Annotated in this window: 13 protein-coding genes; 1 reads left to right on the top strand and 12 read right to left on the bottom strand. The window is 53.4% G+C overall.

Annotated features, from left to right (window positions below; all coding sequences use genetic code 11):
* Positions 1 to 8: 8 nt before the first annotated feature.
* The 9 genes from ACQ86N_RS07665 to ACQ86N_RS07625 all read right to left on the bottom strand — a co-directional run bounded on the left by ACQ86N_RS07665 (position 9) and on the right by ACQ86N_RS07625 (position 8,005).
* Positions 9 to 2,159, bottom strand: coding sequence for an alpha-galactosidase (locus ACQ86N_RS07665; RefSeq protein WP_431214648.1), 2,151 nt, complete (start codon positions 2,157 to 2,159; stop codon positions 9 to 11).
* A gap of 17 nt (positions 2,160 to 2,176) precedes the next feature.
* Complete coding sequence (locus ACQ86N_RS07660; RefSeq protein WP_431214647.1) at positions 2,177 to 2,488, bottom strand: hypothetical protein; 312 nt, start codon at positions 2,486 to 2,488, stop codon at positions 2,177 to 2,179.
* Between the two features lie 91 nt (positions 2,489 to 2,579).
* Positions 2,580 to 3,773, bottom strand: a complete 1,194-nt coding sequence (locus ACQ86N_RS07655) for a sodium:solute symporter family transporter (protein WP_431214646.1) — start codon at positions 3,771 to 3,773, stop codon at positions 2,580 to 2,582.
* Positions 3,774 to 3,825: 52 nt separating this feature from the next.
* Positions 3,826 to 5,184 (bottom strand): DEAD/DEAH box helicase, encoded by a 1,359-nt coding sequence (locus ACQ86N_RS07650; RefSeq protein ID WP_431214645.1) that lies wholly within the window; start codon positions 5,182 to 5,184, stop codon positions 3,826 to 3,828.
* Positions 5,156 to 5,431, bottom strand: a complete 276-nt coding sequence (locus tag ACQ86N_RS07645) for a hypothetical protein (protein ID WP_431214644.1) — start codon at positions 5,429 to 5,431, stop codon at positions 5,156 to 5,158. The genes ACQ86N_RS07650 and ACQ86N_RS07645 overlap by 29 nt, the downstream gene beginning before the upstream one ends.
* 16 nt (positions 5,432 to 5,447) lie before the next feature.
* Positions 5,448 to 6,482, bottom strand: a complete 1,035-nt coding sequence (locus ACQ86N_RS07640; protein ID WP_431214643.1) for a hypothetical protein — start codon at positions 6,480 to 6,482, stop codon at positions 5,448 to 5,450.
* Positions 6,482 to 6,691 carry a hypothetical protein gene (locus ACQ86N_RS07635; protein ID WP_431214642.1) on the bottom strand — a complete coding sequence of 70 codons (210 nt, stop codon included), beginning with the start codon at positions 6,689 to 6,691 and terminating at the stop codon, positions 6,482 to 6,484. Before ACQ86N_RS07635 ends, ACQ86N_RS07640 begins: the two co-directional genes overlap by 1 nt.
* Positions 6,651 to 7,292, bottom strand: a complete 642-nt coding sequence (locus ACQ86N_RS07630) for a hypothetical protein (RefSeq protein WP_431214641.1) — start codon at positions 7,290 to 7,292, stop codon at positions 6,651 to 6,653. The genes ACQ86N_RS07635 and ACQ86N_RS07630 overlap by 41 nt, the downstream gene beginning before the upstream one ends.
* Before the next feature lie 11 nt (positions 7,293 to 7,303).
* The gene (locus ACQ86N_RS07625; RefSeq protein ID WP_431214640.1) at positions 7,304 to 8,005 is read right to left on the bottom strand and encodes a serine hydrolase domain-containing protein; all 702 of its coding nucleotides are present in this window, start codon (positions 8,003 to 8,005) and stop codon (positions 7,304 to 7,306) included.
* A 375-nt stretch (positions 8,006 to 8,380) separates the two neighbouring features.
* Between ACQ86N_RS07625 and ACQ86N_RS07620 the strand changes: the two genes are divergently transcribed.
* Entirely contained in the window at positions 8,381 to 8,677 is a 297-nt protein-coding gene (locus ACQ86N_RS07620; RefSeq protein WP_431214639.1) for a hypothetical protein, read from the top strand.
* Here ACQ86N_RS07620 and ACQ86N_RS07615 read toward each other — a convergent pair.
* The 3 genes from ACQ86N_RS07615 to ACQ86N_RS07605 form a co-directional block, all read right to left on the bottom strand.
* Positions 8,674 to 9,825 (bottom strand): acyltransferase family protein, encoded by a 1,152-nt coding sequence (locus tag ACQ86N_RS07615; RefSeq protein WP_431214638.1) that lies wholly within the window; start codon positions 9,823 to 9,825, stop codon positions 8,674 to 8,676. The genes ACQ86N_RS07620 and ACQ86N_RS07615 overlap by 4 nt on opposite strands.
* A 201-nt stretch (positions 9,826 to 10,026) precedes the next feature.
* Positions 10,027 to 11,610: a RagB/SusD family nutrient uptake outer membrane protein gene (locus ACQ86N_RS07610; protein ID WP_431214637.1), complete on the bottom strand. Its 1,584-nt coding sequence runs from the start codon at positions 11,608 to 11,610 to the stop codon at positions 10,027 to 10,029.
* 13 nt (positions 11,611 to 11,623) lie between these two features.
* Complete coding sequence (locus ACQ86N_RS07605) at positions 11,624 to 14,662, bottom strand: SusC/RagA family TonB-linked outer membrane protein (RefSeq protein ID WP_431214636.1); 3,039 nt, start codon at positions 14,660 to 14,662, stop codon at positions 11,624 to 11,626.
* Positions 14,663 to 14,699 lie beyond the last annotated feature (37 nt).

The raw sequence follows: 14,699 nt of genomic DNA, 5'->3' as shown, positions 1-14,699 counted from the left end.
ATTTTGTTTTATTCTGCCGTGATCTCGACAACTGCGCTCGTCAACTCCTTCTTACCCAGAACGCCGATCCCCGTCTTCATCAGGTATTCTCCCGTGAACGTTCTCCCGTCTTCCGCAAGCACCGCAGGCGTTCCGGGATACCGGTTGATCTCCTTCACCCGATAGGTCCTGGCCCCGTCCAGCCCCTGCAGCTTCACGGGAGCCCAGACACTGCCATACCGCGGATGCAGCACATAGCCGAACAATACAGCTTTCTTCTTATCACTGTCAACATACATCAGTGCAGCCCGCTGAGCATCATAAGGCGCAAGCAGCCTGTACAGATCGCCCTGCCCGATGACAGCGCTCAGCCGGCGATAATCCTTCAGCGCCTGCTGACTGAACCCAAGCTCCTTTTCCGTCATCTTCGACACGTCCAGATCATAACCCAGCCTCCCCATCATCGCCACATCGGTACGGAATTTTAGCGGCTCCTTCCCCCAGGAAGTAATATGACAGGCGATCGTATTGGCCGGAAAGAAATAAGAATAACCCCACTGTATATACACCCGCTCGACCGCATCGGTATTGTCGCTGGGCCAGAACTCCGTAAAATATTTCAACGCCCCGTAGTCCGTCCTTCCTCCGCCGCCGCTGCACAGCATCATCGGCACGGACGGATGTTTCGCCCGCAGCCGCTCGAGAACGGCATACAGACCCGCCACATAGTCGATATAAAGATTCGACTGACGACTCCCGAGATAAGGCGAATAAGCATTGGTCATCATCCGGTTGCAGTCCCACTTCAGATAGGCGATACCGGTATGCTGCGTCAGCAGATCGTCCACGGTCCGGAAGACAAAATCCTGAACCGCCGGATTGACGAGGTCCAGAACCAGCTGATTCCGGAAATAATTCTCTGCGCGGTTCGGCAGTTTCAGCACCCATTCAGGATGCTTCCCGTACAACTCGCTTTTTGGGCTCACCATCTCCGGCTCGACCCAGATACCGAACTTCACACCCTTTTCGGCGGCATCCTTCTCCAGCATCGCTATCCCATGCGGCAACTTGGCCCTGTCCTCCTGCCAGTCGCCCAGCGAAGTATGATCATCGTTGCGGGGATATTTATTACCGAACCACCCATCGTCCAGCAGGAACATATCCGCACCCAGTTTTCGCGTTTCGCTGAATAAAGTGTCCAGCTTTTGCTCGTTGAATTCGAACTGCGTCGACTCCCAGTTATTCAGCAGCGTCATCCTCGGCCCCTTTCCGTCCAGTACTCCGTAACTGCGCGCCCAGTCATGCAGATTGCGGCTCGCCCGACCCCGGCCCCCATCGGAATACGTAAAAATAAATTCAGGCGTCTTCAGCGTCTTCCCAGGATCGAGTACATAATCCGACGCATAAGGGTTCATTCCCGGCAGCACACTCAGCCTGTCCTTCTCGTCGACCTCGAACAACAGCTGAAAACTGCCCGACCATCCCAGCGTACCCGCCAGCACCTCTCCCGTCTCCTCCGTAGACTTTCCATTCAAAGACAATAAAAAAGCCGGCGTCTGGTACATATCCGCACGGGTGCCCAACTTACTGTCGATGATCTTGATCCCGCTCGTCAGCCGGCTCTCGTCCATCTGCATCTCCCGGGCCCAGTCGCCATGCCACTGCGTCAGCCAGTAACTGTCCGCATGAAAATGCAGCATCGAGGAAGCAAAATTGCTTACCCTCACCGGCTCCTTCTCGGCATGACTGATCCTGACTCCCGAAGTAATGACATTCTCCCGCACATACGACTTCAGCTCCAGTACCACCGTTACAGGGTAGACCGGGTCCTTCATGACAATGCTCGTCACCCGTATATTGCCATCCGTGCTATCTGTCCCCCACGAAGCCACCCGCAGATCCAGAGACGGATTCCCGTCCGCATGAACGATCCGGATAGCCGGCTCGAAAAGATAACTCCCGCCACCCTGCGCATAGCTCTCTACCAACGTATCGGACGGTGTAGAACTTACGGCCACCCTCGTCCCCAGATAGGACTGGTATAACTTTCCATTCGGTCCTATAGTTAATACCAAACTCATATTCCGGGTATGGACATCGATCTTCTGCTGCGCCAGCAGACCAGAACAGGCAAGCAAAATGCTCGACAGCAACAGACAGGATAAACAAGGTTTTCTCATCGTAAATATTAAAAAGATTAATGTGCAAGACCCAATGGGGAAAAAACAACGAACATCGCTATCATGGCAAGGATCAGCAGCCCAAAATACCAATAGCGCTGCTTCCACGGCGAAAGCGTCGCAACACCTTCATTCACGACCCTGAATGGCTCCTTCATCGGATAAAACCTCCCGATCAGCAGCATCCCCGCAACCGTGACCACGAACAGGATCGCCAGCACGTGCAAATAGTGCAACCCCGTATGGAACACGAACTGTGTGAGCATATAACTCACGACAAAGAATACCAACCCCACCTTCGCCGCTATCGCCGGCGTCTTCTTCGTCAAAAACCAACCGTCATCACCGTGAATATCGGCACACTGAAAAAACTGGCCGCCTTCTGCAGATAGTTGTAAAAACCACCGCTGAAATTGATGATCAAAGGCGCGAAATAAACGCCCCCGCTATCACCAGCACCTGGAATACCCTCGCACCCCGAACGATCTCCTTCTCATCCGGCCGTTCCCCCTGCGCTGCATCCACGGCTGATATATATTCACCGTGAACAATGTCCCGAGACTGTTCAGTCCTGCATTGAACGTACTCAACGCCCCGCCAAACACGATCGCCGCCATAAATCCCGATATTACCGGCGGCATCACATCGCTGACCAAGCTGAGGAAAGGCATTCACCGAATTTCCCAACCCTGTATACAAATGCAGCGCCATCAACCCCGGCACATTCAGCAGCAACGGCGCCATCAGCTTCCCCACACAGGCCAGTGCGATCCCCTTCTGGCTCGTCGCCAGATCCCGCGAAGCCAGCGTCTCCTGAACGATATACTGCTCCATCCCCCAGTAATAGACATTGATCAGCAGCATGCCCGTGAACAAAGTGCTGAAAGGCACCGCACTCCCCGGCCCCCCGATCGCATTCAGATGCTCCTGCTTACTGCTGACCACGCGATGTATACCCTCCGCCACACTACCCCCTCCCAGATAGCTGAACCCATACCAGGTCAGCAACGCCCCACCCAGCACCATGCCCACACCCTGCACGACATCACTGATCGTTATAGCCTTCAGTCCACCCAAAAGAGTATAACAGCCGCCGATCACCCCGACAAGCACCACCAGCACACGGATGGCGGCAAAATAACTCAGCCCCAGCCGCTGATCGATGTGCAGGATTCCGTTCAGCGCAACAGCACAGCCATATAGGACAGATGGAATAAGATTTACAAGATAGCTTACCAAAAAAATAATGGAGATCATGCGCTTGGTAGCCCGGTCAAATCGCCGCTCCAGAAAATCAGGCGTCGTAACCGCGCCTATCCGAAGATAGACCGGCATCAGCCATTCCGCCACTACCAGCATTGCCAGTATCGAACTCATCCCCCAGCACATCACGGACATATCCGTCGTATACACATACTCGTTCTCGCCAACGAATTGGTTAGCGCTCATGTTGGTAAGAAAAAGAGAACACCCGATCATCCAAAAGCCGAAATTCCTGTTCCCAAGAAAATAGGCCAGGGAAGTTCCCAGCTTCTGTCCCCTCGTCTTATATACCGCGATCACCGCGGCAACTACAGTGAACGCCAGAAAACTTATGATTACGGTCGAGTTCAAAGCCATTCTATTCTATCCTATACTATACTACAAACATAAAGTATTTTTCCAACTAAAACAACCTCCCGCTATGATGATCTTTCTTCCTCAATACTCCCGTAAGGTAATCAAAGTACCTATGCCTTCCCCAGGCCTCCCGGTTCCCGACCACATAAAGCCTTTCCTTCGCCCGCGTCACCGCGACATTCAGTATATTGGGGCTTTCAGCGACCCAGTTCCGCGCTTCGACGGCGCCGGCACCCGTTCCCAGAATAAGGATCACGACTTCGGCCTCCTTTCCCTGAAAACTATGGATCGTGCCGCAATCCACCCCATACAACTGCTTCAGACGACCGCCGCACGCCTCCACAACGGAGCGAAACGGAGTAATGACGAAAACCTTCCCATCAAACCCCACCAACTGCTGAATCAGATCTTCAGCCACCTGCAGTTCCTCGGTAACGGTATGACCGATCACCGTCATCGGCAAAACATCGATCCACCCGCTTCCACCCGTAGGGAGATCACGGCCCCTGTCCTTCGTCACTTTCACCATCTGCCTGTTATACGCGATCTCATTCGCAATAGAAAACATCGGCTCACTGCACCTCCTGTGCGCACGCAACGGCACCCCCGTCCAAGTCCCCGCGATATACGTTCCATATTTAGTAACCCTGTCCGCCAGGTATTGCGCGGAAGATCCCACCGGACTCCACTCTTCCCCAACTCCATACGCATCCTGAAGCATCCTCCCCAAACCCCTGGGTATAGTCACCACCGGCGGTATCTGTAGCGTATCCCCGATCACGACACAACGCTTCGCCCGCCAGATCGCACCACATACCGACGACGGCGTCGCCTGCCCCGCCTCATCGATCAGCACCCACCCCACCGACCCCTTCCCCATATTAAAAAACTGCGACTGAAAAGAAGCCAGCGTCACCGACACCACCGGAATACAAAAGAAAAAACTACTCCACAGGACAGACGCGACCCCTTCATCCAACCCCGCGATCACCTTATACGGCGACATATTCACAAAGGCATTCAGATTCGCACTGAAATACCGCGCATTCACACGGATAGCCAGTTCCGTCAGCCGCAAACTTTTTAAGAATATCTCTCCCCTGAGAATATTTATCTTCTCCGACGAATAAGGCGTCAGCCGGTGAATTTCCTCCACCGGCAATTTCAAAAAATCTTTCCCCGGCAAACACTCCGGAGCAATATCATATTCGGCAACCAGCCGATCCCCCAATCCACCCAATTCCACCCAACCCGAATCACTCCCCTCAACCACCAGTCGCTCCAGCAGATCATGGTACTCACCCGCCAGCCGCTGAAAACGCAGATATCCCTCCAACTGAGCCGCAAACTCCCCGGCCACCTTTTCAAACTCCCGCTCATTCTCCATGATCACACCAGCGTCCACGGCAATCCTCCTTCAAAAGCTTTCGAAAATTGTAGTCCTTGCCAAACCAGAATTTGCTGACAAACGCCCTCCGGTTATCCGACCTGCCAAGCGCCGCACTCACCATCCCCCAGCACGGCTCATCGTGGATCAGCCCTGCGATACGCGAAAAATAATCCGCCGGACCGTAACTCCCATAATCGATGCTTTTCGAAACCGGCAACTCCTTAGAGATATTCTCGACGGCCACATTGTTATTGCTCGCCACTACGATCCCGTCATTGTCAAATACGCTGCGATCGATATTGTAATACCCGATCGGTCCATCGATCGTAATCCAGCTTCCTGTCGAAAAGATTCTGAGCCCCAACCCGCAGCAACCGCTGCGCCCTTCTCACAACTACGTCTGCAATTATTTCCCTCAATAAAGTCGTTTTCCCCGTCCCCGGAGGACCATTGATCCCTATCAGACCGCCGCCATCCCTGAGCCCCGACAAACAAATATTCAACGCCGCCTGCTGTGCGCTGTAAAGACCGAACAAAGGACTGGAAGGCCATCTCGCCGGAGACTGATGCCGTGGATGCATCTTTTCCAATAACACCCGCTGCTGAAGAAGATCGACGCGGGCATTATGATCCATCCCCAAACCCACAAAGGTCCGCAGCGGCAAACCCGCATCCTCCGAAGAATTGATCAGACTATTCAGGTCCCTTAAATAATAGCTGTTAAGAAAAGGAGCCTCCGCCACAGCCCTCTCATCTACCTGATCCGATATACACCGCACCTGAACACGCGCCTGCAGATCCTTCCCCGCTACCTCACCCAGCAAGCCCAGTTCATTCTTTAGCATCCGCCAGTCAACCATCCCTCCATCCACCTCCCACCGTTTGAGAAAATCCTCACCGGCTTTCCGCAACAATCCCGGCAACTCCTCATAGTCCAGTTTCTCCCGGACGATTTTTATGCCATAAGGAAACGCCGCCGGCGCATACGTTCGCCCGGCAGGCCGTCCCTGATGATCTATGACCAGAGCGGAAAGACAGGTATCCCCGCCGACCGGCTCTCTGAATTCTTTCGGGTCGCTCAGCCGGGACAATAAAGCCACTACCTCCTGCTTATTCAACACGTGAAAATACAGCGTATGCCGCCACCGTTTTCCTTCCTTCGGCGAAGGCAGCACCCCTGGCTCCCACGGCAGGTCTTCGCCCGGGAGCAGATCCGAATACTGCTTTTTCTTTTTGGAAACAGGCACGTCCGGAAGATTAAATAGCTCGGCCGCCCTCCAGAATTTCAGGATATCTTTAAAGCCTCCATCCATCACCCCATCCTCCCCTCCAGCGGCTTCCTCGGGTCCGGCGTCTTCTTCGTTGCCGTCTCCGCCAAACTGTTCAAAAATTCGACCTTCAGCTCGTTCCCATCAAACCGGCACGTCAGGGTATCCCCAAAGATCGCCTCCACGAACCGAAGGTTCAGTCTTAGTGTCTTGTCATCTGTCCAGCCCGCCGTACCCGCCACACGCGAAGGCATCGGGAAAAGTCCGCCCGCCCCGAACACATACATTTCCCGCTGACGGTTCAGGATCCAGCTTCCCCCAGCCAAACTCCAGCTTCGCCGGCCGCTCATCTTTCTCGACATACAGCACCCCACCCTTCCCGGAAAAATCGAACATCAATTTCTTAATTCCAAATTCATTCTCCCCCACCACCCAGTGCTTCCTGTCGTAAGCCCCGGCAGGCACCGACCCGCCTCCCCGTTCCGCCAGCGAAGAACCTCCACCTCTCTTCACGCCCGGCAACACCGATATCCCACCCGCTACCACCGGCAGCTCCAGCAAAGACAATTCCTTCTTCAGCGCCATGTGTTCTTCGGGATTCTCCGGCAATGCGCCGTCCTTCATCCCGCCAGGTATATGATCCCAGATAATATTCATCGACTTCTGCATGTCCGGGCTCTGACCCGTAACCGCCAGTACCGCGTCGTACTGCGGCATGACGATACAGAACTGACCATACGCTCCATCTCCTCTGTAGAACCCGTGCGTGCAACGCCAGAACTGATAGCCGTATCCTTCGGACCAGTCCCCGTTATTGACCTGCGATTCCGTCTGCTTGCTCGTCGCCTCATCCACCCACCGCTCCGTCAGTACCTCACCCCCTTTCCACTTCCTTTCTGCAGATACAACTGTCCCAGCTTTGCAATATCTTCCGTCTTTACCCGCAAACCATAACCCGCCGTATTCAGTCCCTGCGGAGAGACCTCCCAGTCATAACCCGTGATGCCCAAAGGCTGAAACAACCTCGGCTTCAAATACTCCTCCAGCGTCTGACCCGTCACTTTATGAAGGATCGCCCCCAGCATATAAGTATTGCCCGTATTGTATAAGAAATGCGTCCCCGGAGTAAACTCCACCGGTTGAGACAGATAAGTCCGCACCCAGCTATCGGACGAAGCCCTCATCTTCGGCATCGTATCCTCCGCATGCCCCGTATTCATCGTCAATAGACTCCTTACAGTCGCCTGCCGTAGATTATCGCTCACACTAGCCGGAAGATCATCGGGAAAAAAGGATACCACCTTCGCATGTATATCCAACTTTCCCTCCTCCACCAGCAATCCTATCGCCGTGCTGGTAAAACTCTTGGACAACGAATACAGACTGTGCACAAACCCCGGCTCATACGGCTTCCACCACCCCTCCGCCACCACCTGCCCATGCCGGACCAGCATCATACTATGCCAGCTGATCCCCGACGCATTCGCCGCAGCCAAAAAATCCCTTATCGACCGCGATGATACTCCCTGCGATTCCGGCGTAGCCCGCCCAAACCCTTCCCCCACCATACACCACCCACCTCGGCGAGTCCCTTACCCATCAAACTCGCCCCAACAATCCCCAACCCAGCAGTCTTAATGAATTGCCTTCTATTTGTATTCATACTCAAAATATACCACCATTTACCCGAATTCCCCCAAAAAAATCCCCCTCCAAAAACGTCCAAAATACCAAATTATTTAGTATTTTTACAAACACAAACCTCCTTTCCCTCTTACTATCCCAAAGCAACTATCCCGCTTCCCAAAAAACTGAGCCAGAAAAACTAAGAATCTGGCCCAAAAAAACCAAGAAACCGAGCCGCGCCAGGCGATAACTATTATAAAATACTTTCTTTGATTATGATGAGGGATCAACGGTATCAATCCATTAGACCTTTGTTCTTGAAGAATAAGATCCAGACCTTTCGGGACATTTTTAATGTCGTACCACGTTCGGTTGTCGCATCAGACCTCGGAAAGGAGAACGACCGTTTTATGGAACTGACCGACCACCTGGGCGAGTTTACCATCCAGGAACTCGCCCTGATCGGCAATTTCTGTTCACTCACCCTTTCCGAAATGTTCACCCTGATCGGAGGAGAAACCATTACCTTCCCTTTAGACCTTAATCAGCCTTTCTGCCGGCCGGCTCGCAAGAGCCGGCTCTTTTACTCTCCATCCACTAACCACCCGGCCTAACCCCTTGCGCCAACCAATCCTCCCACGAAGCTCCTCCCACCCCCTCTTTCACCAACGGGATCCTGTCCCACCATAGGCTCATCCTCACCCGCGGAAACCCGGGCCATCCTCCGCTTGCCCCCGGAAACCTTCATCCCAAACAAAAACCGCATCACCGGATATGGCTTTATAAAAAAGTGGAAGATTCCCACCGTAAAAAAGAAGGTTCCGAAGATCGTGAACACATACTTCATCCCGACCCCGTCATGAAACCGCGTGATATAGTATACGAGGACCACCATCACCGTCTGGTGCAGGATATAAAAAGGATACACGGCCTGATTCACATACCCCAGCACCGGGTGCGAACGGTTAAGATACTGCTTCCCATACCCGATCAACCCAAATACCCATGACCACGCCATCACCGGCCGCAACAACACATTCATCCAGGCCAGCGACCCGCCCCGGGAACCGGGATTCAGCGCAAAATAATACAGCCCTGCGAGACACACCAATCCAATGCTCATCGCAGACCGCCTGTTCCGCTGCAAAGCCTCCATCAGCTGAGGCGTCAGAATACACACAAACCCCGCCAGCACAAACAACAGCCAGTACACAAAATACGCTCCGTCATGTACCAGGTCCGGAAACTCATCAAAAGGATTGCACAAACAGACAAACCAAACGATAGAAGGCACAGCCAGCAGGAACACCAGCTTCCCCCTGCTCAGCCAGCCCAGCGCCCGCTGCAGCTTCGCACTCTTCATCATCCACGCGAACAAAGGGGCAAATACAAGATCATAGATGAACAGATACGCAATGAACCACAGATGATGCCAGCTAAGACTTCCCGAAGGATAGAACCTGAACCGAAAGACGGTCTTATAGAACTCCATATAACTTCCCTTATAACCCTGCGTAAGCCGCTCCATATAGATCTGCGGCGGCACTACCACCAGCATCCCCACCACCAATGGCACCAGCAAACGAGTACAACGCAGCCCGATAAAACTAACCGCGCTCCTCCTCTGCATCATATAATAACTGACCGTCCCGCTGATAAAGAACAACAACGGCATCCGAACCAGATGCATCGCAATATTCAGCATCAGTATCAGCTGACTGCTGTTCTTGTCCTTGATATGCCACCACAGATCATCCCGCATAGGCCATTCCGGAATGCAGGATCAAAACCCCTGCTATTGATAGGATCCTCAACCAATCCAGGTAACTCTGACGTTGCGTATTTTCCATGTTGTTTATTTTTCTGTAAAACAACAGTTTCTACCCCGCCTCTTCAATTTCTTTTGACCAATAGACAAAAAACCCTGCCGTCTGGCAGGGTTTTCCCAAATCATTACTCAAAACTACCACCCCGGCGTCTGCTTATACACGCCATTACTACTCGATATCACATCCGGATTCATCGGCCACGCAATCTTAGCTGCGCTATAGTTGCGAGCAGGCCACACCTGCTGTATCGTATATGACGACGCAGGATCGGTCTTCACCGAATGTATCCTTCCATGCAACGGCGCATTGATCACGGCCACATCACCCCATCTCTTTAGATCCATACACCTGTCCGTCCACTCACAGGCCAGCTCACAGCGACGCTCATGCTTCAGGTCCGCCATCGTCGGCACCGCGATCGGCGCCAGCCCAACCCGCGCACGCACTTCATTCAACGGCGCCGCAGCGTCGGCATTCTTCCCCTGCTGTATCAGCGCCTCTGCCCTGAACAGCAGGATCTCGGCATACCGCATCAATGGCAGATTCAGACTCGTCGTGGGATAGTCCCCATTCTGATTGATCTTCGAATTGGTCCCCGCATCCCCATTGGTACCATAGGAATAAGGCTCCATATATTTGTTGATCTGAAAACCCGACAGACTGTTCGTCGAATAATATTTCCACGGCAGTCCAAAATAAGTGAACTGATCCCCGAAATTCAAGATAGTAGCCTCCCGGCGCGGATCACCAGCTTCATATTCGTCATACAACTCTTCCGTCGGCTGGAAATAACCCCAGCCATTATAGAGCCCCCATCCCGTATTCTCCAGCACGACCCCCATGAACTCCGATCCGCCCAGCGTACCCGAGGTCACAGACCAGATATATTCCGAACTCCAGTTGTTAGCCACCTTGAAGACCGCCCTGTAATTGCTTGCTCCGCTGCCCTGATTGGCGATCAGCGCCCTTCCGCACTCGTTCTTCAGTCGGTCACACAAATCAGGGATCAGCGCCCATTTGCTGGCATCGTACTGCGCCCAGTATGCATAGGTCTTGACCAGATAACCCAGCGCAGCCGCCTTATGCGCCCGGCCCTGATCGGCCGAACTGTAGGTGCTGAACAACGGCAGCAGATCGGCGGCCTTCTGCATATCGCTGGCTATGATCGCATAGTTCTCTGTAACCGACTTCAGCTGGGGCGGTATCCGCTTGCCATACCCGGCATTCTCCACGCCGTCATAAGGTACACCCTGATCCTTATGTCCCCACAGATAAGCGATCCAGAAATGTACAAAACCACGCATAAAATAGGCCTCACCAAGCGATCTGTTCTTGAGATCGGCAGAGATATTGGTCGCGTTCTGCAGACCCGCAATAGCCTCATTGGCCTTGGTCAGCGTCCCATACAGGTCGTTCCAGGCGCCGGACATATATCCTTCATGGCCCGTACAAACAAAATTCTTGATATTCTCCCCGTCCGCTTTCGGCCTGCCCACAATCAGATCATCGCCGGCATTCTGCATCCAGAAAAGGTTCCGGCCCCAGGTATTCTCGTATGCCATGGACACATACAATCCTGCAATCCCCTTTTCCACGTTGGTTGTCCCATCCCAAAGATTCGCAGTGGACGGATTTCCGTTCGGCTTCGTATCCACCCAGTTCTTCGAACACGAGGTGAATACAACAATCAATAATATGATCGAATAAATCCTTTTCATAGTTGAAATATTTTTAGAGACTAAGTTTTACACCGGCTGAGTATACCCGCGACACAGGGAACTGCCCGCCATCCAGACCATTGCCGCCCACTTCGGGGTCCATCCCGCTGTATCCGGTAAAGGTCAGCAGGTTGTCCCCACTGATATATACCCGCAGACTGCTTTTCTTGATGAACTTGGGGAAGGTATATCCGATAATGACACTCTTCACCCTCAGATAACTCCCGTCTTCGAGGTACCAGTCGGAGGCCGTCTGGAAATTGTTATTGGGATCGTTCGCGGAAATGATGGGAATATTGGATTTTGTATTCGTGGTAGACCAGGCGTCGAGAATTTTATCCCAGCGGTTATACCCCTGCTCCGCACCATTGAGCGTAGACTCCTTGAAAGCATGGAACAGCTTCACACCGCTCACCCCCTGCAGGAACAGACTCAGGTCGAAACCATGATACCTCACATTCGCGGTGAATCCGTAGGTGAATTTGGGTGCCGCACTGCCCATATAAACTTTGTCCGCATCCGTTATCTTCCCGTCCTTGTTCTGGTCGACGAATTTCAGGTCGCCGGGACGCGCGCCGGGCTGTATCTTCCCATTCGGACCGACATAGTCGTCCACTTCCTTCTGACTCTGAAAAATCCCCGCCGTCTTAACCAGCCAGTAGGAATAGTAGGGCTGGCCCACTACGCTCTGGAAAGGAACCAGCGTACCCCTCCAGGCATCGCCAAACGTCCAAACCGACTTGGGATTACCATCGATATAATCCACCCTGTTCTTCAGCGTTGCCATATTGCCGCCCACATCATAGCTCACCCTTCCGATCTTACCCCTCCAGGTACCCGAAAACTCAAAACCCGAATTCCGGATCTTTCCCTGATTGACCAGCGGCGCGCCGATACCCATCGTATTGGGCCAGTTGGTGAACTGCTGCTGAATAAGGTCATAGGTCAGCTTGTCAAAATAATCGAACGTGAAACTCAGCCGGTCACCCAGCAAACTGATATCAGCCCCCAGATCTTTCTGCTCGGAAGTTTCCCAGGAAAGGGAGGGAGTAACCGCATTGGCCATATACAGCGCGGGAGAATAAGGACCGCCGTCACCTACCTGATAAGAATTGTCCAGCGTCAGCGTCGGATAACCGTAGTAAAGGTTGATTGAACCCAGGTTCCCGATCCTTCCCCAGCTGGCCCTGATCTTCAGCAGGTCTATCGGGGCTACACTAAAGAAGGGCTCCGAGCTGATCTTCCACGCAGCCGTGACACCCGGCAGACCCTTTCCGCGATATCCCGCCGCCAGACGGCCCGCAATATCATACCGGTAGCTGCCCGTCAGAAAATAACGGTCGGCCCAGCTGTAGGACAAACGGCCTACATAAGAAACGTTCCTGTCCTTCGTCTCGTAGTCCGTAGGGATCATACCGGTAAAGTCTCCGGCATTGACAAAGAACTGCGCCCAGGTCGCCTCGTTGTCGAATGTCTTTCCCGACGCGGTAAAACCCATATTATAGTCTTCCTGCGAGGTCGTGGACGCCATAAGGCCAAGACTATGCCGTCCGAAATGATGCTCGTAATTCGCCGTATTTTCCCAGATCCAGTAGTGCTCCCGGTTCGTCTTATAGGTCAGCGTATTCTGATTGTTGGGCTTTCGAGGCTCGGGCCGCTTCGGATCGAAATCCTTATACAGCCAGTTCGACGACCGGTAGGAGAAGCGGGTCAGGAAAGAAAGACCGGGAACGATATTCGTCACCTTCAGTTCAGATATCGACTGGATGTCCGTCGTCTTATTGTAGGGTTGGTTACGCCGCAACGTAGCCACCGGATTGATCGCGTCACCGTGGATCCCATTGTAAGGAGACCCGATCGGACCTACACCGCCGTAACTACCGTCGTTATAGTAGACCGTGGCCGACCTGGGCATATAGATCGCCGAAAGGATCGTCCCGCTATATCCATTGTCAGTAGAGGTTCCCCGATTATCATTATTGTTGACGAAAACGTCCTGCTTGAACTTCACGTGCGGACTAAAAACGTAGTTCGCATTCATCCTTCCCGAAATATTCTTGGCATAAGTATTCAGCAAAGTACCTTCATTGTCCTCATACCGTCCCTCGAACAGCGTAGAGAACTTGTCCGTACCCGAATTGACTGCAATAGTATGACGATGGGTCAGCCCCGTGCGAAATATCGAATGGACCCAGTCGGTCCTCGTCACCTGGTCATAGGGATTCTTGGTCGCATCCCAGCCATCCAGCGGCTGCTGCCCCGCATTCTTCGCCGCCAGATTCGCCACCTGCGCGGTCTTGTCCGCCGCCAGCGACTGCGGAAGCCTCCACGCGGTCTTCGCACCCACAAACGCCGTATAGTCGATACTCGGACTACCCTTTGTCGCCATCGCCTGACGCGTGGTGATCAGGATGACCCCGGCCGAACCGGAAAACGCACCATAGATCGCCGCCGAAGCCGCGTCTTTCAATACCGTGATCGACTGGACATCCGCCGGATTATAGGGCGCATTGGGCACTCCGTCCACAACATAGAGCACGCTTTCATTCCCCCTCGAACCAGTACCGCGGATCGTCACCTTGGGGGTCTGATCCGGATGGCCGCCATTGGAGACAACCGTAACACCGGCCACCTGCCCCTGTATCATATTTTCGACATTCACCACGGGCCTTTCCTTGATCTGGTCCATATTCGGCACCTCCGAGACGGCAGCCGAAAGATCCTTCTTTCTCACGGTCCCGTACCCGATCACCACTACCCTGTCCAGGCTCGAATTCTTATTCTGCAGGATCACACTCAGCGAGATCCGGCCATTCTCCTTCATTTCATATCCCATCAGCGTATCGCTGGCATAACCAATATGGCTGATGATGAACTGATACCCTCCGCCAACAGGTACCCTCCCAAAAGTAAAAATGCCTTTGTCATTCGTCGTCGTGGTCTGGTTGTATCCGTTCGCGCTGCTCATCAGCCGGACGACCGCACTTTCCAGCCCTTCGCCACCCTCGTTCCGGACGATACCGGTCGCGGTGTTGGGCGTCCCTTGTGCCATCCCCGCAAGGCAAAGGCTACTAATAATAGTCCCGTAA

Source organism: Puia sp. P3 (genome assembly GCF_050632245.1).
In the GTDB taxonomy this organism is placed as follows: domain Bacteria; phylum Bacteroidota; class Bacteroidia; order Chitinophagales; family Chitinophagaceae; genus Puia.
This window is presented reverse-complemented; position numbering and strand designations above follow the sequence as displayed.